The 21,982-nt window shown below is 49.5% G+C and carries 17 protein-coding genes; 7 read left to right on the top strand and 10 right to left on the bottom strand.

Going from position 1 to position 21,982, the window contains the following annotated elements; translation table 11 throughout:
- Positions 1-82: 82 nt before the first annotated feature.
- The 5 genes from HZF10_RS16020 to HZF10_RS16000 all read left to right on the top strand — a co-directional run bounded on the left by HZF10_RS16020 (position 83) and on the right by HZF10_RS16000 (position 12,044).
- On the top strand, positions 83-7,246 hold the full coding sequence (locus tag HZF10_RS16020) for a T9SS type B sorting domain-containing protein (RefSeq protein ID WP_176007243.1): 7,164 nt from the start codon (positions 83-85) through the stop codon (positions 7,244-7,246).
- Between the two features lie 7 nt (positions 7,247-7,253).
- Entirely contained in the window at positions 7,254-8,201 is a 948-nt protein-coding gene (locus HZF10_RS16015; RefSeq protein WP_176007242.1) for a PorP/SprF family type IX secretion system membrane protein, read from the top strand.
- A gap of 5 nt (positions 8,202-8,206) precedes the next feature.
- Positions 8,207-10,090, top strand: a complete 1,884-nt coding sequence (locus HZF10_RS16010; protein WP_176007241.1) for an OmpA family protein — start codon at positions 8,207-8,209, stop codon at positions 10,088-10,090.
- Positions 10,091-10,174: 84 nt separating this feature from the next.
- Positions 10,175-10,774, top strand: coding sequence for a hypothetical protein (locus tag HZF10_RS16005; RefSeq protein WP_176007240.1), 600 nt, complete (start codon positions 10,175-10,177; stop codon positions 10,772-10,774).
- Positions 10,775-10,820: 46 nt separating this feature from the next.
- Positions 10,821-12,044: a T9SS type A sorting domain-containing protein gene (locus HZF10_RS16000; RefSeq protein WP_176007239.1), complete on the top strand. Its 1,224-nt coding sequence runs from the start codon at positions 10,821-10,823 to the stop codon at positions 12,042-12,044.
- Positions 12,045-12,068: 24 nt separating this feature from the next.
- On the opposite strand, the gene lysA is transcribed toward HZF10_RS16000, so the two are convergent.
- Together lysA and HZF10_RS15990 are read right to left on the bottom strand one after the other, a co-directional pair.
- Entirely contained in the window at positions 12,069-13,274 is a 1,206-nt protein-coding gene (gene lysA / locus HZF10_RS15995) for a diaminopimelate decarboxylase (RefSeq protein ID WP_176007238.1), read from the bottom strand.
- A 108-nt stretch (positions 13,275-13,382) separates the two neighbouring features.
- Positions 13,383-13,790 (bottom strand): hypothetical protein, encoded by a 408-nt coding sequence (locus HZF10_RS15990; RefSeq protein ID WP_176007237.1) that lies wholly within the window; start codon positions 13,788-13,790, stop codon positions 13,383-13,385.
- A 265-nt stretch (positions 13,791-14,055) separates the two neighbouring features.
- On the opposite strand from HZF10_RS15990, the gene sucC reads away from it, so the two are divergent.
- Positions 14,056-15,249, top strand: a complete 1,194-nt coding sequence (gene sucC / locus HZF10_RS15985) for an ADP-forming succinate--CoA ligase subunit beta (protein ID WP_176007236.1) — start codon at positions 14,056-14,058, stop codon at positions 15,247-15,249.
- Between the two features lie 57 nt (positions 15,250-15,306).
- Here sucC and HZF10_RS15980 read toward each other — a convergent pair whose 3' ends face one another.
- The 6 genes from HZF10_RS15980 to HZF10_RS15955 all read right to left on the bottom strand — a co-directional run bounded on the left by HZF10_RS15980 (position 15,307) and on the right by HZF10_RS15955 (position 18,989).
- Positions 15,307-15,693, bottom strand: coding sequence for a nuclear transport factor 2 family protein (locus HZF10_RS15980; protein WP_176007235.1), 387 nt, complete (start codon positions 15,691-15,693; stop codon positions 15,307-15,309).
- 79 nt (positions 15,694-15,772) lie between these two features.
- A complete protein-coding gene (locus tag HZF10_RS15975; protein WP_176007234.1) occupies positions 15,773-16,141 on the bottom strand; it encodes a nuclear transport factor 2 family protein in 369 nt (122 codons plus the stop codon).
- A gap of 209 nt (positions 16,142-16,350) precedes the next feature.
- Positions 16,351-16,809: a VOC family protein gene (locus HZF10_RS15970; protein ID WP_176007233.1), complete on the bottom strand. Its 459-nt coding sequence runs from the start codon at positions 16,807-16,809 to the stop codon at positions 16,351-16,353.
- 11 nt (positions 16,810-16,820) lie between these two features.
- Positions 16,821-17,645, bottom strand: coding sequence for an alpha/beta hydrolase (locus tag HZF10_RS15965; RefSeq protein ID WP_176007232.1), 825 nt, complete (start codon positions 17,643-17,645; stop codon positions 16,821-16,823).
- Positions 17,645-18,055 (bottom strand): DUF1456 family protein, encoded by a 411-nt coding sequence (locus HZF10_RS15960; protein ID WP_176007337.1) that lies wholly within the window; start codon positions 18,053-18,055, stop codon positions 17,645-17,647. Before HZF10_RS15960 ends, HZF10_RS15965 begins: the two co-directional genes overlap by 1 nt.
- A gap of 145 nt (positions 18,056-18,200) precedes the next feature.
- On the bottom strand, positions 18,201-18,989 hold the full coding sequence (locus HZF10_RS15955; RefSeq protein ID WP_176007231.1) for an alpha/beta hydrolase: 789 nt from the start codon (positions 18,987-18,989) through the stop codon (positions 18,201-18,203).
- A 52-nt stretch (positions 18,990-19,041) separates the two neighbouring features.
- Between HZF10_RS15955 and HZF10_RS15950 the strand changes: the two genes are divergently transcribed.
- Positions 19,042-19,443 carry an excinuclease ABC subunit B gene (locus HZF10_RS15950; RefSeq protein WP_176007230.1) on the top strand — a complete coding sequence of 134 codons (402 nt, stop codon included), beginning with the start codon at positions 19,042-19,044 and terminating at the stop codon, positions 19,441-19,443.
- A gap of 22 nt (positions 19,444-19,465) precedes the next feature.
- On the opposite strand, the gene HZF10_RS15945 is transcribed toward HZF10_RS15950, so the two are convergent.
- Positions 19,466-19,885 carry an FEKKY domain-containing protein gene (locus HZF10_RS15945; RefSeq protein ID WP_176007229.1) on the bottom strand — a complete coding sequence of 140 codons (420 nt, stop codon included), beginning with the start codon at positions 19,883-19,885 and terminating at the stop codon, positions 19,466-19,468.
- 42 nt (positions 19,886-19,927) lie between these two features.
- On the bottom strand, positions 19,928-21,916 hold the full coding sequence (gene uvrB / locus HZF10_RS15940; protein ID WP_176007228.1) for an excinuclease ABC subunit UvrB: 1,989 nt from the start codon (positions 21,914-21,916) through the stop codon (positions 19,928-19,930).
- Between the last annotated feature and the right edge of the window lie 66 nt (positions 21,917-21,982).

The raw sequence follows: 21,982 nt of genomic DNA, 5'->3' as shown, positions 1-21,982 counted from the left end.
CGATAATTGCCTTACAGGAATTTGTATTTTTGTGCGAATCTGCTGTAAGAATAAAGGGATTTCAAAGCAGTCAGGCTTGCTTATGAGGGTAATTACTCTTTCGAAACAAACATGTTTTTTCCTGATGTGGTTGCTGGCTTTTGCAGGCATCCAATCGGCGTTTGCGCAATGTCCGACCATTGCCGACACTACCCAATCCTTTTGCGATGTCGAATCACCCACGGTAGCCAACCTCGTTGCCACAAACAACGGAGGCGGTATCGTTTGGTATGCGACCGCGACATCGACTACGCCTTTGCCGTCGACAACGGAATTGGTCAACGGTGAGGATTACTTCGTCGATAGTTCGGCGGGAACGTGTTCGCCGAGAGCAAGTGTGGTCGTGACGATTTACACCAAACCGACGGGACTGAACTTTCAAGGTGTTTGTGTCGACGATCCCGCGAATGCTACCATTTCCGATCTTCAGGCTACTGGAAACAACATCCAATGGTATGCGAGCGCGTCATTTGGTTCGCCTTTGGACCCGTCGACAGTACTCACCGACAATACGTTTTATTACGCGAGCCAGACCAATCCCGATACGGGTTGCGAGACGTCGCGTTTTTCGGTTTTGGTGAACATCGGTATGGTGCCCGTTCCGGTTGGTCCGGCGGTGCAGACGTTCTGTAATCTTCCCGGAAATACCCCAACCGTTGCCAATCTTACACCAAATGGCTCAGGATATAATTGGTATGCGACCCCGACCTCGGTCGTCGTTTTGTCGCCCGGAACGCCATTGGTCAACGGTGGAACATATTATGCGACTTCGGTAGATCCGCCTTGCGAAAGTATCAACAGGCTCGAAGTTACGGTCCAGTTGATAACGCCGAATAATGCAGGTACCGACGGAACGTTCCAAATCTGTCAGAACCAAACCGCGACATCGCCGCCTCTTGATCTTTTTACGTTGCTTGGCGGTTCGCCCGACACGACGGGAAGCTGGAGCGGGCCATTCGCTACGACAAACGGACATTTAGGAACGTTAAACCTTTCGGGCTTGACCATTGCGGGAAGCCCTTATGTGTTTACATACAATGTGGGTTCTACGTTCTGTCCGCAGGACGATGCGACGGTGACGATCACCGTTTTGCCGCTTCCGACGGTAAGTATTGCCGCCAACACGACGATTTGTTCGGGACAGTCGGCTACGGTAACTTTTACGGGAACGCCCAATGCGGTCGTGACGTATACTGTGAACGGAGGTCCGAGCCAAACCATCCAGCTCAATGCTTCGGGAACAGCGACGATTACGCAAACCTACACAACCACTACGGTTTACAATCTCGTAAGCGTGGCATCGACAGGTCCTACAAGCTGTTCGCAAAACATTAGCGGATCGATTACCATAAACGTCTTGACGCTTCCGACGGCGACGATCGCTTCGGATATGAGCGTCTGTTCGGGTCAAAGCGCAACGGTAACCATTACGGGAACGCCAAACGCAACGGTCACGTATACGATAAACGGCGGGCCTAATCAGACCGTAACCCTTAACGCGTCGGGAACTGCCACTATAACCGGAACGTATTCCGGAACCACGACGATTACGCTTGTAAGTATAGTTTCGGGAGGAAGCCCGAGTTGTTCACAGCCGCTTACGGGCTCGGTGACGATCACCATCGTGCAGCCACCGACGGCCAGCATCAGCAGTTCGACGAGTATTTGTCCGAACGGCTCGGCAACGGTGACGTTCACGGGAACTCCCAATGCTGTCGTGACTTACACGGTGAATGGCGGACCTAGCCAAACCATTACGCTTAACGCATCGGGTACGGCGAGTATCACCCAAGTCTATACGGTAACGACCGTTTATACTTTGGTAAGCGTCACTACGGGCGGCACAACGGCTTGTTCCCAACCGGTTTCGGGAACGATCACGATTACCGTTTTGACGCCTCCGACGGTCTCGATCACTTCCAATCAAACGATATGTCCCGGAGGAAGCGCCACGGTCACGTTTACCGGAACGCCTAATGCGACGGTGACGTACACGATCAACGGAGGTCCTGCTCAGACGATAACGCTTAACGGAGCCGGAATCGCGACTTTGACCAATACCTATTCGGCTACGACCACGATTACATTGGTGGGCATCACTTCTGCAGGAACACCTAGCTGTAGCGGACCAGCTACAGGATCTGTAGTGATTACGGTCATCCCGCCGCCGACGGTAACCATGGCTTCGAACCAAACCATCTGTTCGGGACAGCCGGCTACGGTAACTTTTACGGGAACGCCGAACGCGATCGTGACGTATACGGTCAATGGCGGTCCGAACCAAACGATCACTTTGGACGGATCGGGAACTGCGACTATCACGCAAATCTACAGCGCGACTACGGTCTATACTTTGGTAAGTGCGGCCACATCGGGTTCGCCTAGCTGCAGCCAACCTCAATCGGGAACGATTACCATTACGGTGATCCAGCCTCCGACGGTTACGATCACAGCCAATCAAACGATTTGCTCCGGACAATCGGCTACGGTGACTTTTACCGGTACTCCAAATGCTGTCGTAACCTATTCCGTGAATGGAGGCCCGAACCAAACCATTACGTTGAACGGATCGGGTTCTGCCACAATCACCGGAACGTATACCACTACTACGACTTTTACACTGATAAGCATTTCGGCCAGTGGACCAAGTTCATGTGTGCAACCGGTTTCGGGCTCGGTCGTGATTACCGTTTTGGATTTGCCGACGGCGAGCATAACATCGAACCAAACGATCTGTTCGGGGCAATCGGCTACGGTAACTTTTACGGGAACGCCGAACGCGATCGTGACGTATACGGTCAATGGAGGTCCGAACCAAACGATCACTTTGGACGGATCGGGAACTGCGACCATCACCCAAACGTATACGGCGACTACGGTTTATACTTTGGTCAGTGTCGCTACATCGGGATCGCCGTCTTGTTCACAGCCGCAAACCGGTACGATTACGATAACGGTCATCACGCCTCCGACGGCATCCATTTCTGCAGATGCGACAATCTGTCCCGACGGAAGCGCCACGGTAACTTTTACGGGAACGCCGAATTCGATCGTCAACTTTACCGTTAACGGATCGCCTCAATCCATTACGCTGAATGCCGCAGGAACCGCTTCGATTACCGGAACCTATACGGTTACGACGGTTTTCGAATTGGTAAGCGTCACCTCGGGAGGAACGCCTGGCTGTTCGCAACCGATTTCAGGAACGGTGACAATTACGGTCATTCCGCCTCCGACGGTAACCATATCGAGTAATGTAAGTATTTGCCCGGGCGATACGGCTACGGTGACTTTTACGGGAACACCTAATGCTACGGTGGTTTATACCGTAAATGGTGGGCCAAACCAAACTATTGTTTTGGACGCGACCGGAACAGCCAGTATCACTCAAGTCTACAATACGACGACGACCTATACTTTGGTCAGCGCGACTACATCGGGAACGCCGAGCTGTTCGCAGCCCGTTTCCGGAAGTATTACGATTACCGTTTTGGCCGCGCCTACAGCTGCGATTTCGGCCAATGCTACGGTTTGTCCGGGAGATTCGGCTACGATCACGTTTACGGGAACTCCGAATGCAGTCGTGACCTATACGGTCAATCCGGGAGGTATGGAAACCATTACATTGGATGCTAGCGGAACGGCCACGATCACACAACCGTATTCCACCACGACGGTCTATACTTTGGTGAGTGCCGCTACTTCGGGAACTCCGGGTTGCAGCCAGCCGGTTACGGGAACGGTGACGATAACGGTTTTGCCGACGCCTACGGTTTCCATCGCTTCAGACCAAACGATTTGCGCCGGACAATCGGCTACCGTGACTTTTACGGGAACGCCTAATGCCATCGTTACTTATAACGTGAACGGAGGTGCGAGCCAGACGATCGTTTTGAACGCTTCGGGAACGGCTTCAATTACACAGGTTTATACGGCCACGACGGTTTACAATTTGGTTGGGATAAGTGCTTCGGGAACACCGGCCTGTCCGCAAAACGTAAGCGGTTCGGTCACGATAAACGTTGTTCAGTTGCCGACTGCGACGATTGCCGTGAGCGGAAGTTCAAATATCTGCTCCGGACAAAGTGCCATCATCATATTTACGGGAACACCGGGTGCGACCGTGACGTATACGATCAATAACGGTCCTGCGTTGACCGTGACACTTGACGGTTCGGGAACGGCTACCATCACACCAACTTTAACAGGTACTTCTACTTTTACGTTGGTCAGTGCGGCCATCGGAAGCTGTTCGCAAAACCTCACCGGAAGCGTACAAGTAACCGTAACGCCAGGGCCTAACGCAGGTAACGATGTCGCCAACGCACAAATTTGTTCGAATGCCACGTCTTTCAACCTGTTCACATTATTAGGGCCGGGCGCGCAACCTGGCGGAACCTGGTCACCTGCTTTAGCGAGCGGAACGGGAGTATTCAATCCGACAGTCGATGCACCGGGAACGTATGTGTATACGGTTGCGGGCAATTCTACGTGTCCGGCTGATACGGCTTCGGTAACGGTAAGCATCATTCCGCCGGTCAATGCCGGTAACGATGCGGTTCTCGATATTTGTTCGAATGCCGATGCGGTCGATCTGTTCACGCTTTTGGGGTCGAATGCCCAAACCGGAGGAACCTGGTCGCCTGCAATGGCTAGCGGAACGGGGCTTTTCAATCCTTCGGTTGATCCTTCGGGAACTTATGTTTATACGATTACAGGAAATGCGAGCTGCGGAAACGACAGCGCCTCTGTCGTTGTTACGGTTACGCCTGGTCCGAATGCGGGTGAAGACGGAACCTTAACTTTGTGTACGAACAGCGCGCCACAGGATTTGTTCGATTCGCTTAACGGAACACCTCAGGCAGGAGGAACTTGGTCGCCTGCGATGGCTAGCGGAACGGGTGTTTTCAATCCTGCCGTTGATGCTCCGGGCGTCTATACGTATACTTTCTTCGGAACACAACCTTGCGACAACGATACGGCAACCGTGACCGTGACCGTAAATCCTATTCCGGATGCGGGCGAAAACGGTACTGCGGTCTTGTGTACGAATTATGCCGCCGTAGATTTGATCACTTTCCTAGGAGGTACGCCTCAAACCGGAGGAACATGGACTCCTGCTTTGGCTAGTGGCACGGGAGTTTTTGATCCTTTGGTCGATGCTCCGGGCGTTTATACCTATACCGTCGGTGGCGGATTCTGTGCGACCGATACGGCAACTGTCAACGTCTCTGTATTTCCTGCGCCAATTGCCGGAGCCGACGGAAACCTCACGGTCTGCCACACAACTACATCTGTAGATTTGGCGACGGCACTCGATGGCACTCAACAAGCGGGAACGTTCAGCGATGACGATGCGACCGGTGCTTTGAGCGGAACGATATTCAATCCGTCTGCGGTCGGACCGGGAACATATCACTTTACTTATACGGTAAGCGGTGGCGTCGCGCCTTGCGAAACCGATACGGCTTTGGTGACCGTAGTGGTCGATCCGACGCCGAATGCAGGAACGTTTTCGGGCATCCAAACCGTTTGTGCGTCTTTCGGTATGTTCGACCTTTTCACGTTGCTCGACAACGAACAGGCTGGCGGAAGCTGGACCGACCAAAACGGAATCGGTGTCATCAACCCAATCGATTTATCGCTTGTGGCCGCAGGTACATACAGTTTTACCTATACGGTGACCAATTCGTGCGGTACGGATTCGGAAACGGTGCAATTGACCGTGAATCCTAATCCTGCGCTTGCTAACGGCAACATCCAGGTTGTGTCTCCGGTTTGCGCCGGACAGAACGTCACGGTGAATTTCACGGGAATGGCCGACGGCGCTTACGCGTTAAACTATAGCCTTTCGGGAAGCAATGTTTTGGCCAATCAGACGGTTGCGCTTACGATTGCAGGTGGGAACGGAAGTATTTCGATTCCCGGGGCTTCCATCCCGAATACAGGAACGACGACGATCACATTCAACAGTATTTTCAATAATGTGACGGGCTGCGACGCTACTTTGAGTGGTGTTTCGTCTACATTTATCGTAAATCCGTTGCCTACTTTCGACGGCGCTTCACTTGCGGCCACGACGGTTTGTTTCGGAAATGACGTATCGATTTCGATCACCAACGCGACTTCAATTCCGGACGGGAACTATATTTTCAACTATACGATTGCGGGACTTACGCCACCAAACGGAAATTCGGGTATTGTCGCTATTTCCGGCGGCCAGGGACTTTTCGTAATTCCGGCTTCTGCAATCAATATCGCCGGCGATTTCACGATTACGATCACTGGAATTGCGGGTCAAGGCAACACATGCGGCAATCCGGGTGCGACGATTTCGGCCAACTTTACGGTTATCGACGTTCCGTCTTTGGCCGGAGCTACTATTTCTGTTGCCGATGTGTGTCTCGGAACTGGCGGTTCGGTTTCCATCTCGAATGCCGATGTCGCCGACGGAACGTATACGATTACATACGAATTGACAGGCGCGAATGTCGCTACGGGTTCTGTAACGGTAACTTTCGCTTCGGGCACGGCTACGTTCCAGATTCCGACGAGCCAATTGTCGAACCTCGGTCAGACCAGCATCATTATGCAATCCGTTGCCGATCCGAATACGCCTTGTACGGGATCAGGAAATGCTTCGCAAACCACATTCGAGGTCGTTTCGTTCCAGACGCCTGAACTTGAAGAACTCGGAAATGAATTCTGCGGACGCAATAACCCTACGATCGCCGATTTGAGCGCGAACATCGTCGGTGGCCAAGCCGTCGTTTGGTACGATGCGCCGGTTGGAGGAAATGCGTACAATCCGACAGACCTGCTTGTTCACGGCACGACCTATTACGCAGAATTTGCGGGCGAGACCTGTTCGGGCGGAAGACGTCTTGAAGTGACCGTCGACCTTACCGTTTGTACCGATTTGATTATTCCGGACGGCTTCTCACCGAACGGAGACGGCATCAACGACGATTTCGACATCGTGAACATTCGCGAACTGTATCCGAATTTCAAGCTTGAGATTTACAACCGCAACGGAAATATCCTGTACAAAGGAAACTCGGCCAAACCGAATTGGGACGGACGCTCTTCTGAAGGCGGCATCACCGTAGGCAACGGCGTCGTGCCAACGGGCGTTTATTTCTATATACTCGACTTTAACGACGGCGTCAGAAAAGCCATCCAGGGTCGCGTATATCTAAACCGATAATGAATTGATGAGTCACAGATTCAAACATATAATCCTATTGCTTACCACGCTTAGCGGAATGGTCGGTTTTGCCCAACAAGACCCGCAGTTCACGCATTACATGTATAACATGAGCGTGATCAACCCGGCTTATGCGACGGACAGTCCCGGTACGATCAATATCGGAGGCTTGTACCGCACGCAATGGGTTGGAGCGGTGGGCGCGCCCAAAACGGTTACGGCATTCGTGCATTCACCCGTTGCGAGCCGATTGGAAGCCGGTGTTTCCATCGTAAGTGACGAAATTGGAGATGTAGTTAAAGAGAACAATGTATACGCTGACATCGCTTACGTTTTTCCGGTTTCCGAAAACAACAAATTGTCGTTCGGGGTCAAGGCCGGTGCGACGTTTTTCGATGCGAATTTCAACGGTTTCCAATATTCGGATACCGATCCTGATCCGGCGTTTGCGAACAACATCCATCGCGTATTCCCGAATGTGGGCGTCGGAACGTATTTCTTCGGCGACAATTACTACATGGGGATTTCGGTCCCGAACCTTTTGCGCACCAAGCACCTCGAGCACCAGGACGCGATTTCGACGATAGGCGTAGAGGAAATCCATTATTTCATCACGGGCGGTTACGTGTTTACGTTGTCCGAAAACTGGAAGCTCAAACCCGCTACGATGATACGCGCGGTTAAAGGCGCTCCGATGGCTTTCGACCTTACGTTGAACACACTTATCAACAACCGTTTCGAATTGGGCGCGGGTTATCGCATAGACGATGCCGTGAGCGGTTTGGCCGGATTTTACATCACGCCCGATCTGCGCATCGGTTATTCGTACGATTATACATTGACCAACCTCGGCAGTTACAACTCCGGGACACACGAGATATTTTTGTTGTGGGATTTGAATCTCGGAAACGGGATCGGCGGAAAAGGTTTCGACAAATCACCGCGATTTTTCTAAGGCTTATGAAGAACGTATTTATAGCCATATTAGCTCTTTTATCCACATTCGCTTCGGCCCAGAAAGCCAGCAAGCGCAAAGCCGACGCGTTGTTCGCCAAACGTTCGTATCTCAAAGCCGCGGTCATGTACGAACAGCTCAAACCTGAAAAGGAAATCCTTCAAAATCTTGGCGACAGTTATTACAACAATTACCTGATGAAGGATGCGGTGCGTGCATACGCCCAGCTTTTCCTGACCAAAAAAGAAGGCGACAGCATCGATCATGAATACCTTTTCAAATACGGACAGGCGCTTATGGGAATCGAGGCTTACGACAGGGCCGATTCCATCATGGGCGTGTATTTGGGTTATCCGGTAGACACGCCTAAGTTCAAGGCCAACCTGCAATTCAACGTTCCATACGATTACGTGATCCAGCCGATGGCGAAAAACACGAGCAACGGCGATTTCGGGATTTCGTTCTTCGGTGACAAAGTGGCGTTCGCGTCGTATCGTTCGGCCCAAGGCAGTTACGGTTGGAATGAAAGGCCGTACCTCGATCTGTTCGAAGCGGTCGTAGACGGAAAAGACCAGCTCACCAAAGTGGTGCCTTTCCCGAAAGAAATCAATTCGAAAACGCACGAAAGTTCGGCCACATTCAGCGCCGACGGTCGTTTCATGTACTTTAACCGCACCGGAAAGAAACAAGTCAAGGTCGGAGACGACAAGTTCGCGACCGTGCGTTTGATGCGCGCCGAATTCGTCAACGGCAAATGGGCGAACGTGACCGATTTGCCTTTCAACGACGAGGCGTTCTCGAACGAGCATCCGGTTTTGACCAAAGACGGCAAAAAATTGTATTTCGCAAGCGATCGTCCCGGAGGGCATGGTTCGTTCGATATTTATTATGTCGATGTAAATGAAGACGGTAGCTTCGGTCAGCCGCAAAACCTAGGCAATACGGTCAATTCGATGCACCGCGAGCAGTTCCCATTTTTATCGGAAGACGGAAAAGTCTTATATTTTGCATCCGACGGACACCAAGGAATGGGCGGCCTCGACATTTTTATGACAAGAAATTATGACGGCGAATGGACAAAACCCTTAAATTTGGGAGAGACCATCAATACGAGTGCCGATGATTTCGCGTATGTCGTGAAGGAAAAAGAGGATAAAGGCTATCTTTCGTCCAACAGGAATAAAGGTTCCGACAACCTGTACAGCTTCACGCGTTTCGAAAACGAGGCGAGTTATATGGTCGAAGGAGAAGTGAAGGACAAGAATACCAAAGACCTGCTTCCGGGTACGTTGGTTTCCCTGTATGACGAAGAAAACAAATTGGTCGGGCAAATGGTAGTCGGTCAAAAAGCCGATTACGTATTCAACACCCAACCGAACAAAAAATACCGCATCGAAGCCGTACGCGATTTCTATATTCCGCACAGCGAGGAATTCACGACGAACGAGGAAGGCAAGATGCGTTACACGATCGAGCTTTTCGTGGAATGCTACGACGACGCCGAGGAAATGATCACCAAGCGCGACGACGGAAAAATCCAGATCCAGATGGAGAACATCTATTTCGATCTCAACGAATGGCAAATCAAGCCCGAAGCGGCCGGCGTGCTCAATACGCTTTACGATCTCATGGTGAAATATCCGGCAATGGAAGTCGAGCTTGGCGCCCACACCGATTCGCGTGCGACGAATACCTACAATTTGGTCTTGTCGAACAAACGGGCCAATGCCGCGGTAGATTATCTCGCGCAGAAAGGCATCGAACGCAAGCGCATGAAGGCCAAAGGTTATGGAGAAGAAGTACCACTGATCAAATGCGGGGTCGAACGCCCGTGTACCGAACAGGAACACTCGATTAACAGACGTTGCGAATTCATTATCTTGAAATAAAGTAAGTTGTTGTTAATTTTATCAGTAGTTTAAAGTGAAAAGCCGCCCTGGGAAGCGGCTTTTCTATTTTGTTTTGGCAAGCGCATGAAAAGAATTCTCCTCATTTTTTTGATTTCGTTTTCATTTTCCGGTTTCGCTCAAGGCAAAGGCCACGGCAAGAAATGGCTCATAGACGAGACCGATTACGTGAAAGTGCCGCATTCGTTCGAAAAGAAAATCCGCGAGAAATATGCCGAATTGTTGGGCAAATACCTCGAAGGAAAATGTAAACCGGTAGCGAATTACATCCTTCCGACACTTAAGCACGACATCGACCGAAAATTGCCGGCTTTGGTGTTTTACAAAGACAAATCGGGTTTCGATTATATCGTTGAGACCAAAATCGAAGTGCTCAAACCCGATCCCGACGCGCCCGATTACCGCGAGGCCATCGTCACCATACGCGTTTACGACATGGAGGCGCGCAAGAAAATTTACGAGGACGCCCAAAATTACAACAATGCCTCGTTGGTCTACGAAGATGAGGACGAGGAAGAAGACGAAGGCGAATCCGATCTTGAGCTCGCGATCGATGCCGCCACGGAATTGCTTTCGGAAAAGTCACCTAAAATCCGCTCGTTCATCCACGCGAGTATGGAAGCGAGCATCAATCGGTTGGCACAAGATACGACCTGGAACGAATGATGGACGATTGCGTCGAATGTCTATCTTTGGACACAAATCCTTATAAATGAAGCGACTGTTGTTTTTGTTGTATGCGATGTCGGGAACTGTTGGGTTCGCGCAATCCGACTGGCCGTCCGAAAATTGGGCAACGGCGACGAACCTCACTTCGGTCATGAGCAGTTCGGGCATCGTCGAACTCAGCGGCCTGCACTGGAATCCCGACAACAAACGCTTGTACGCCGTGCAGAACGACGGCCGTCTGCGGGTTTTGCAATACAGCGAAAGCACGTCGACTTTTTCCCAAATCGCCAATAAAACCCTTGACGGCGGTCCTGAAGGCATCACACAGGTCGATTTCGCGGCCAATGAATTCTATACGATAGACGAGAACGCTTACGAAATCCGCAAATACACGTATAACACTTCGTTTTCTACCGTGACCGAAACGCGCCATTGGGATTTGCTGGTTTCGCCTTCGCCAATGGACGATACCGGAAATACCGGGCCTGAAGGCATTGTTTTCGTGCCCGATTCGTTTCTGTCTCAGATCGGATTCACAAGTCCCGAAACCGGCCAGGCTTACGTTTCCGCGAAAGGCATGGGCGGATTGATGTTCATCGCGCATCAGGACGGCGGTTATGTTTGGGTTTTCGATTTGAATCCGAACGTGAACAACGATTTCGCTTACGTCGGGAAATTCCATACGTCGAGAAACGAAAGTTGTGATCTGGCGTTTGACCGCTCTACGGGATTGCTGTACATCTTGCACAACCTCGACGACAATTACCTTGAAGTTACCGATATGACGCTTGCGCCCGCGTCTGGTGCCGAACCGACGTTTTCGGTCGTAAGCGAATATTTTATTGCGAATCCGGCGAGCAGCAACGTCAATATCGAAGGTTTCGCGCTTATGCCCAAATGCGGGAATCTGACCGGAAGCGCGTTCCTGTGCCGCGATGTGTCGTCTGGAGAAGCGAGCTCGATACGGCAGGATGTCTTGAGATGGTTCGATCCGTTTACGGCCGATGGTGACGACTGCCAACTTGGGATCACAGATGAGAGCAAAAAATCTTTCGCTGTTTTTCCAAACCCTGTAAAAGACGAACTCCATTGGATTTTGGATTCGGAAACTGCCCATGTCGTGATTCGCGATGTGTCAGGTAAAATCCTTGTGGATGATGAAATCGATACCCGCGGAATTTCGGTCTCAAACTTAGACAACGGCACGTATTTCATCGAAATCCGAAACGGAAATTCGGTGCAGGTCGCCAAATTCGTAAAGCAATAAAAAACGCCCCGAAAGGCGTTTGTATTAAAGGTCGATTGCAATCTGGTTTTTAAGGATGTCGGCCAGCGTTTCCCTTTCGCGGATCAGGATGCCTTTTCCTTCATGCCATAATACTTCGGCCGGCTTGAATCGCGAATTGTAGTTCGACGACATCGAAAAGCAGTACGCGCCCGCATTCTTGAAACAAAGCACATCGCCTTCGTGGATTTCGGCAATGCGACGGTTCGACGCGAACGTATCGGTTTCGCAAATGTAGCCGACTACCGTATAGAAGCGCTCTTTGCCTTTCGGGTTCGAGATGTTCTCGATCTGGTGCTGGCTTCCGTAGAACATCGGGCGGATCAGGTGGTTGAATCCGCTGTCGATTCCCGCAAAAACGGTCGAAGTCGTCTGTTTGACCACGTTTACTTTTGCTAAGAAATGTCCGGCCTCGCTCACGAGGAATTTTCCGGGTTCGAAAGCCAACGCCAACGGACGTCCGTATTCTTTTTTGAACTCGTTGAAACGCTTCGAGAGTTTCTTTCCGAATTCCTCGACATTGGTTTCGATATCGTCTTTTTTGTACGGCACTTTGAAGCCTGATCCGAAATCGAGGAAGTCGAGTTCCTTGAAATGCGACGCGGCTTCGAATAGGATTTCGGCTGCGTAAAGGAACACTTCGATATCCAGAATATCCGAACCCGTATGCATGTGGATTCCGTTGATGTGCATGCCCGTATTTTCGACGATCCTCAAAATGTGCGGCATCTGATGTATCGAAATCCCGAACTTGCTGTCGATGTGTCCCACCGAAATGTTCGAATTCCCGCCTGCCATCACATGTGGATTGATACGGATGCAAACCGGGACTTTCGGATGTTTCGCGCCGAAATGCTCAAGAACAGATAAATTGTCGATGTTGATCTGGACGCCCAATTCTGCCGCCATTTCGATTTCTTCGAAAGAAACCCCGTTTGGCGTGTAAATGATTTTATCGGGAGAAAAACCTGCGTGAAGCCCGAGTTGGACTTCCTGGATCGAAACCGTGTCAAGCCCGGAACCGAGCTTCTTGAACAACTTCAGGATCGTCACGTTCGACAAGGCTTTGACCGCGTAGTTGATGCGTAGGTCTTCAACCTTACTGAACGCGTCCGTCAAGCGTTTATACTGTGCCTCGATTTTCGCGGCATCGTAAACGTAAAGCGGGCAGCCGAACTGGTCGGCCAGCTGAAGAAGTTCTGTGGGTTTCATAATGTTTAAAAAATTTCCGCGAATTTACCACAGAATACGCGCAATGCCAAACGATTGGGCATTTATGCGGATTTGGTAAAATCGCGGAAGTTTTTTAAGGAATCAATATTATCGCTTCAGTGTCACGTCGAAGCCGTCGTTGCCTTGTTGAGAAAGCTTCAACGTAACGGTTCCAACGGTCATGCATCCGAGGCCAGTCCCGTCGATACTGAGTTGGGTGCTGCATTCTCCGGGCTCGCCCGTGGTATTGGCGGCATAATCGTATGTGCCTGATTCGAAAAGATCTTCGGCCGTATCGTCTGTGTTGTTGTTGACGATCGTGACGGTTTGGTTGTCGTTGAAATTCCAGGTGATCACACCGGGAGTGAAAGTTTCGTCAACGCCGGCGAACCCGCCTTGTATGCGTGTGAGTTTCCAAGCGCCCGACAATTCTGCAGTGCCGTTGTCGTCATCGTCATTACAGCCTGCAAAAAGGCCGACGAGTAAAGCGAACGAAAGTAATTTGAGTGTTTTCATAGCGTGTTATTTGATTGTTATCTAGAAGATGTCTTTTTGGGAAAAGGTTGCGTATCAGCGGTTGTAAAGCACTGTCAACATGTTCGGATCGATGTGAAATCATATTTTGCTTTGTCGGGAATTACCTCGGACGCTTTTGGAATTTTGAAAGAAATTCAGCTTCAGATCGACATGCGAAATTCATCCGAAATATGTCGGTCCAACCGATTCACAAATCAACATTTATCGCTATTTTTGCGTCACTTTACAACAAACAAAACCTATTATGGACATACACGAATATCAGGGAAAAGAAATCCTGGCCAGCTACGGTGTGAAAGTGCAACGCGGTCATGTGGCCAATAACGCTCAGGAAGCGGTGGCTATGGCCAAGCAATTGACGGCCGAAACCGGAACAGGATGGCACGTCATCAAAGCTCAGGTTCACGCCGGAGGACGCGGAAAAGGCGGCGGTGTGAAGCTTGCCAAAAACCTGCAGCAGGTAGAGGAAATCGCTGAACAGATCATCGGGATGCAATTGATCACGCCTCAAACTCCGCCCGAAGGAAAGAAGGTGAACAAAGTGCTTATCGCCGAAGACGTGTATTATCCTGGTGAAAGCGAAACGTCCGAGTTCTATATGTCGGTGCTTTTGAACCGCGGAAAAGGACGCAACATGATTATGTATTCTACCGAAGGCGGTATGGATATCGAGGAAGTTGCCGAAAAGACGCCTCATTTGATCTTCACCGAAGAAATCGACCCTAGCGTTGGTATCCAGGCTTTCCAGGCGCGTCGTATCGCGTTCAACCTTGGGCTTTCCGGAAACGCGTTCAAAGAAATGGTGAGCTTCGTTACATCGTTGTACGCGGCTTATGTAGGTTCGGATGCGACTATGTTCGAAATCAACCCTGTACTCAAAACATCAGACAATAAAATCATCGCCGTAGACGCGAAAGTGAACCTCGATGACAACGCTTTGTACCGTCATCCGGTTTTTGCCGAAATGCGCGACGTGCGTGAAGAAAACCCGATCGAAGTGGAAGCGAAAGCGGCCGGTTTGAACTACGTCGACCTTGACGGAACCGTAGGTTGTATGGTTAACGGTGCCGGACTTGCGATGGCGACGATGGATTTGATCAAATACGCCGGATTCGAACCTGCGAACTTCCTTGACGTAGGTGGAACGGCTGATGCGAAGCGTGTTGAAACGGCTTTCCGTATCATCTTGAAAGACCCGAACGTAAAAGCGATCCTTATCAATATTTTTGGTGGAATCGTGCGTTGCGATCGTGTTGCACAAGGTGTCATCGACGCGTACAAGAACATGGGCGATTCGATCAAGGTGCCGATCATCGTGCGCCTGCAAGGGACGAATGCCGAATTGGCCAAAGAAATGATCGACAACTCGGGTATGCCGATTTTGTCTGCGACTTTGTTCCAGGAAGCGGCCGACCAAGTGCAAGCGGCTCTTGCTTAATCAGAACATCACTCTTTTTAAATAGGAAATCCCGGATTCGTCCGGGATTTTTGTTTTTTATTTTGGTGTGTTCGACAGCAATACGTGATTCGAAGCGATGAGTTGCCATTGGCGTCCGCTGAATTTCCACGTGCGCGTAATTCGGTATTCGCCTTCGAAGTTCACGTCGCGGTAAATTCCCGAGCGCCATTCGTTCGTATTGACGATAGCCACGTTCGTGAAAACGTTGATGCTTCTGCTTCTGATCTTGAATTGGTCGATCTTGAAAATACCCGAGACGATTTTGGGCAATTCGGATACGCCTATAAACGTATCGCCTTCTTCGTTGGTATAGATAACATCCGGATGCAACAAACGGCTCACACCCTTGGCATCTTTCGACACCAACGCATTGAGTAAGCGCTTTTCTGCGGCTTCAATAATTTCGATATGGGTAAGGCTCATGGTAAGGTTTGTTTGCTTCGCCTGTTCGGCTAAAGCCTCGGGTGGGGGAAAACACATCCACTGACCTTGTCTGGATAGGTTAAATGATAACCGAGGTGGCGGCAATCAATTGCCAATGACGGTTAAATCTCCACATTCGGGTTGTGCTGTAAAGACCTTTGAACGGTATGTCCATAAACGAACCTTCGCGTTTTTCTATGGCAATGACTACGGCTACGCTGTTAAAAAACGAAATGTTCCGTTCCAAAGTCTCCAATTTGGTGATCCTGTAGAGTTTAGGGTTGTTGACAGGTAGGTTCTTTGCGCCCATAAACACTTCGCCGTGCGGTGTTGTGTAAATGGCGTCGGGATGAAGGAAGTAACTTAGGGTTCCGACATCTACGTTGACAATCGCGTCGCTAAGCCGGCCATCGGCTTCTTCAACGACCTCCAAATGCGTTTTATTCATAGATTTAGGGATTGAGCGTTACTTAAAGTTAGCAATGATTTTTCCAAAAAATCGCAAATGGAAACTAATTTTCGTTGAAATGCACATTCTTGTCAGAATTCTTCAACGAAATCGATTTCGCTTGTAAGAAAAACGACTTTGTGGATTTTCAAAAACATTACAGAATGCGCATTTGTCAAAAAAAAATCCCGACGAATCGGGATTGAATTTTATTTCTGCATTTTGGCCGGGTCGTCGTAATTGACCATCCAACTGATGCCGAACTTGTCGATCCACATTCCGAAGTAGGCGCCCCAGAACGTGTCGTTCATCGGCATAGTGACCATTCCGCCGGCAGAAAGACCATTGAATACTTTATCGGCATGCTCGCGGCTTGATGCGTTGATAGACATCGCGATGTTGTTGCCGGCCGTAAATTTGAAACCTGGCATTTCCTTGCTCGGAACATCCGAAGCCAGGATCACGCTTCCGTCTTCCATCTGTAACGACATGTGCATGATGCGGTTCGCGTCGGCAGGATCGTTCTTGCAATCGTCATTTTCTGCAGACGGCGGCATGTCGCTGTAACGCCCGACATACGGGATGTTTCCGCCAAGAACCGAATGGTAAAAGTTCATGGCTGCTTCGCAAGTACCGTCAAAATACAGGTAAGGAATAATTGATGACATACTTATTGTTTTTAATTGGTTTGCTTTGTTTGTTGGTCGAGGATGCGTTTCATCTCGTTCAGTAAGATCGGATACGCGGGTTCGGCCATATTGTGCCCGTATCCGCCGATTTCGATCAAACGGGTTTCCTTGTGCCCGACGAGTTTCATCATACGCGCCATGTAAGCGTTTTCCTCGTATCGGCCTAACATTTCAAGTTCGCGATCGCCTGTGATGAGCAACATCGGAGGCGCGTCGGCACGAACGAATGACAAAGGCGCGAACTCATCTATAAGCGGTTGTTTCTCGCCAATCCCTTTTTCTTTGCGCGCCGTGAAATGCGTGATCATCTGTCCGCTGAACGGAATCAATCCGGCTACTTTATTCGGATCGATGTCGTATTTCGCAAGCCATTTTTTGTCGAGTACCGTCATCGCGCCCAAATAAGCACCGGCCGAATGACCTGAAACGAAAATGTTGTTGTCGCTTCCGCCGTATTTCGAAATGTTCGAGAAAACCCATGCGATCGCGGTGGCCGCATCTTCAATGCAATCCTTGACTTTCACTTTCGGACTCAACCGGTAATTCACACCGACAACGGCATAACCTTTTTCTGTGAGCGCTTTCGGGATTTCCTTTTCACCTCCGGTCAATCCGCCTCCGTGAAACCAGATTATCGTTGCAAAATCTTTGGTGTTTTTCGGATAATACAAATCGAGCACGCAACGTTGTTTTATGTAAGCATCAGTCGGTTTTGCATAGTACGAAATATTGGTTTCGGTCGCGTAGGTGACCTGGGCCGAAAGTTTGGCCGTACCCAAAATCAGGAACAGCGTTATACTGTACACGAATCGCATCACTTTTTCTTTTTGATCGTGAATTTTACTTTCTCTACCGGACTTTTGGGAGCTTTTTTGGGAACGAAATTTTTAGCGGGATTTTTCGCGATAGCTACTTTGGCAACGGTTTCTTTGGGCTTGATACCTTTCGCGGCTGTCTTTACTTCGGCTTGGTTTTTGGCGATTACCTCGGCGGCGTTTTTAGGGTTTTCCCTCGTTCCTCTCAAATGGATCACCAATCCGTTGAGGAAATTGCGCAACACCTGATCGCCGCATTCCATGAATTTCGGATGGTCTTCATTCCTGAAAAAATTCCCGATTTCGCCTTTCGAGATGCGAAAATCCACAAGTTGTAAAATATCCACGATCTGGTCGTCGCGCAACTGAAGTGCCACACGCAGCTTCTTGAAAATATCGTTGTTGTTCATGTTTTTGTTTTTTGGACGTACCGCCGGGAACGCATTGGTAAAGGTAAGGGATTTTTCGGGCTGTGTCTGTAATTGCTTTTTAGAAACCTCAAAGGTTTTCAAAACCTTTGAGGTTTGGAAAAAGTGCTTCAATTCGGATCAAAGTTCACGACTTTCCAAAAAGCCACAGGAAAGCTTCGGCGAAATGCTCGCGCCATAATTTCTCGTTGTGTTGGCCGCCCTGAACGACTTTCTGTTCGGTCGAAGCTTTTTTCGACTTGACGATCGCAATCATTTTTTCCATATCCGGAACCATGTTTTCGTCCTCTTTGTCGCCGCACAAAAAGTAGAATTTCTTGGCTTTGAGTTTGGGTGCTTGTTCCGCAAAAGCGTAAATGTCTTTCGAAAACCAGAAAGAAGGCGAGAAGACACCGGCTTTCCCGAATACGTCGGGATATTTCAATACGGCATAAAATGAGACCAATCCGCCAAGCGAACTGCCCATGATGGCCGTGTTCTTCACATCGGTTTTGGTACGGTAACGCTTATCGATCTCGGGTTTTAATGTCTTAACGATGAAGTCGAGGTAAGAATCGGCTTTTCCGCCACCGTATTTCTCGTGCTTGAAAGGCGTGAGCTCGTCTATGCGCTTTTCGTTGCCGTGTTCGATCCCGACGACGATCACTTTGGCGTTGAGGCTTTCGAGCGTTTCATCTACGTTCCATTCGCCGACGAACGAGGTTTTCGCATCAAAAAGATTTTGGGCGTCATGCATGTACAGCACCGGATAGTTGTCTTTTACGGCATCGTAATCCTTCGGAAGCCAGACCCAGATTTTTTTGGTGGTTCCCAAGGTTGGCGCGTCCAACTCGAAAGTCGAGACTTGCTTTGAGGCTGTGCTTTGCGCAAAGGCCAACGTCGAAAAAAACAGAAAACAGAAAAGTTGTAACCGCATGCCAAAAAGAATTCCGTCCAAAAAAAGTAATTTAGCGCAAAGTACGATTTACATGCATAATTACGAAGAAAAACTAAGCCTGCTGCTCGACATGATACAGTTCTCGGTCGTCGACGGTAAGCTCGATCCACGCGAATACCAACTGCTGGCGCTTATCGCGAGCGAATTGAAAATAGACAAGCAGGCGTTCGACGACCTGTTCCACCAAGAACCCAAGCCGCACGTGATCAAGTCTGAAATGCAGCGCATCCACCAGTTTTATCGTTTGGCGCTGTTGATGCACATCGACGGAGAAGTACACGAACGCGAGCAATCGGCGATCAACCAAATCGCTATAGAAATGGGATTGAACCCGACCGCGACCAAAAGGATTTTGGGATTGATGAAAGAATCCGAATATAAGATTCTCGATCCGAATCTCGTATTCAGCATTTTTAAGGAACAACAAAACTGACGGACAAGCTTTTTTAAAAAGATTATCGTTTCGCTTCAACGACCTTGACCGATTTTGATTTTGTAAATCCGATTACGCCTTTGCGGATTTCGTTTTGCCAGCTTTTTCCATAAACTCTCGACAATTCTTCAAATATTACGGAATTGTATGCGTCCACGATTTTGTGGTCAGGTGAGACACAGCCTAAATCGATATATTTTACGCGATATTTCTTTTCGAAATTCTTGTCGGCTTGCGTGAACGCGATTGCAGCGAATCCGCCTTGCAGATAGAGTACGGCAGTCTTGTCGGCAATGTCCTGACTCGCGAGCGCTTGTGCGTCTTTCGGGCTTTCTACAAACTGAATTCGCGAAGGTCCTTTGGGTTTCAAAGGTTCTTCTGTTTGTGAAAACATCGCAAACGAAGCTTGAAAAACCATAAATAAAGTCAAAATCGCTTTCATGATTCGGTATTTTAACGGATCAAAACAACAAACGTGCCATCTCTAGTATGCATCCTGTAGCGCCTTGATTTCATCGCGCAATTTTGCGGCTTGCATGAAATCGAGTTCTTTGGCCGCTTTTTCCATGGCTTTGCGCAATTCCTTGATTTTTTTGTCGGCGTCGGTTTTGGACAGGTATTTCGGTTCAGGTTCGGACGCTTTATGAGCAAGATTTTCGAGGTATTTGGTCGCCACCGAATTTCGGGCAAGCGCATTGTCCAAACTCTTGTTGAGCGCTTTCGGTTCGAGATTGTGCAATTTGTTGTACGCCATTTGCTTCTCGCGACGGTAGTTCGTCTCGTCGATCGTCTTTTGCATCGAATTCGTGATGATATCGGCATACATGATCGCCTTTCCGTTCACGTTACGTGCGGCGCGTCCGACGGTTTGCGTCAACGAACGGTTACTTCTGAGGAAACCTTCCTTGTCTGCATCCAAAATCGCGACAAGCGAAACTTCGGGTAAATCCAAACCTTCGCGCAACAGGTTCACACCGATCAATACGTCGAACAAACCTTTTCTCAAATCCTGCATGATCTCGACGCGTTCCAGCGTATCGACTTCCGAATGTATGTAACGGCATCGGATCGAGACTTTCGTCAAATATTTGGTCAATTCCTCGGCCATTCGCTTGGTCAGTGTAGTCACCAAAACGCGTTCGTCGAGCTCCACGCGTTGTTGGATTTCTTCGATCAGGTCGTCTATCTGGTCCTTGCTCGGGCGCACTTCGATGATCGGATCCAAAAGTCCCGTCGGGCGAATGATCTGCTCCACGTAAATTCCTTCCGATTTCTGCAATTCGTAATCTGCCGGTGTGGCCGAAACATATACGACCTGGTTCTGCAAAGCCTCGAATTCCTCGAACTTCAACGGTCGGTTGTCCATAGCGGCGGGCAATCGGAAACCGTATTCGACGAGGTTTTCCTTTCGCGAACGGTCGCCTCCGTACATGGCCGAAACCTGCGAAATCGTCACGTGGCTTTCGTCTACGACCATCAAAAAGTCGTTCGGGAAATAATCGAGAAGACAGAAAGGACGCGTTCCGGGCAAACGTCGGTCAAGGTAGCGCGAATAGTTTTCGATTCCCGAGCAATACCCGAGTTCGCGAATCATTTCCAAGTCGAAATTCGTGCGCTCTTCCAATCGCTTGGCTTCGAGATGTTTTCCGATCGACTTGAAATAATCGACCTGCTTGACCAAATCCTGTTGGATGTCCCAAATCGCGCTTTGCAACACTTCGGGCGAAGTCACGAACATATTGGCCGGATAAATGTTGAGTCGCGTATATTTTTCGATCACTTGCGATGTCTTGGCGTCAAAAGCTTCGATTTCTTCTATTTCATCCCCGAAAAAGTGAATGCGGAACGGCTCGTCCCCATAACTTGGAAAAACTTCTACCGTGTCGCCTTTTATGCGGAATGTTCCCGGAGTGAAATCGGCTTCGGTGCGCGCATAAAGGCTTTGCACGAGACGATGCAGCAATTTCGTACGCGAAATGACCTCACCTCGTTTTATCGAAATCACATTTTTCTGGAATTCGACGGGGTTTCCGATACCGTATAGACACGAAACCGACGAGACCACGATAATGTCGCGCCTTCCGGAAAGCAAGGCGGAAGTCGTGCTCAAACGCATTTTTTCGAGTTCGTCGTTGATCGCCAAATCCTTCTCGATGTAGGTTCCGGTCACGGGAATGAACGCCTCGGGCTGGTAATAATCGTAATAAGAAACGAAATATTGTACGGCGTTTTCGGGGAAAAACTGCTTGAATTCCGAGTACAATTGGGCTGCAAGCGTCTTGTTGTGCGCGAGCACCAAAGTGGGTTTTTCGACTTTTTCGATGACGTTGGCCATCGTGAATGTCTTCCCCGAGCCCGTCACGCCCAAAAGCGTCTGGAATTTTTCGCCGTTAAGGATTCCCTGGGCGAGTTTTTCTATGGCTTGTGGCTGGTCGCCGGTCGGTTTGTAGTCGGAAACAACGTTGAATTTCATAGCGGTATGATCAAGGAAAACAAAGATAATTATTCCTTCGTTCGGGCACTATGTCATTTTGTTTTC

It is taken from the genome of Flavobacterium agri (assembly GCF_013401995.1).
Lineage (GTDB): Bacteria > Bacteroidota > Bacteroidia > Flavobacteriales > Flavobacteriaceae > Flavobacterium > Flavobacterium agri.
Note: the sequence above shows the minus strand (reverse complement) of the source record. Positions and strands in the feature narration are given on the sequence as shown.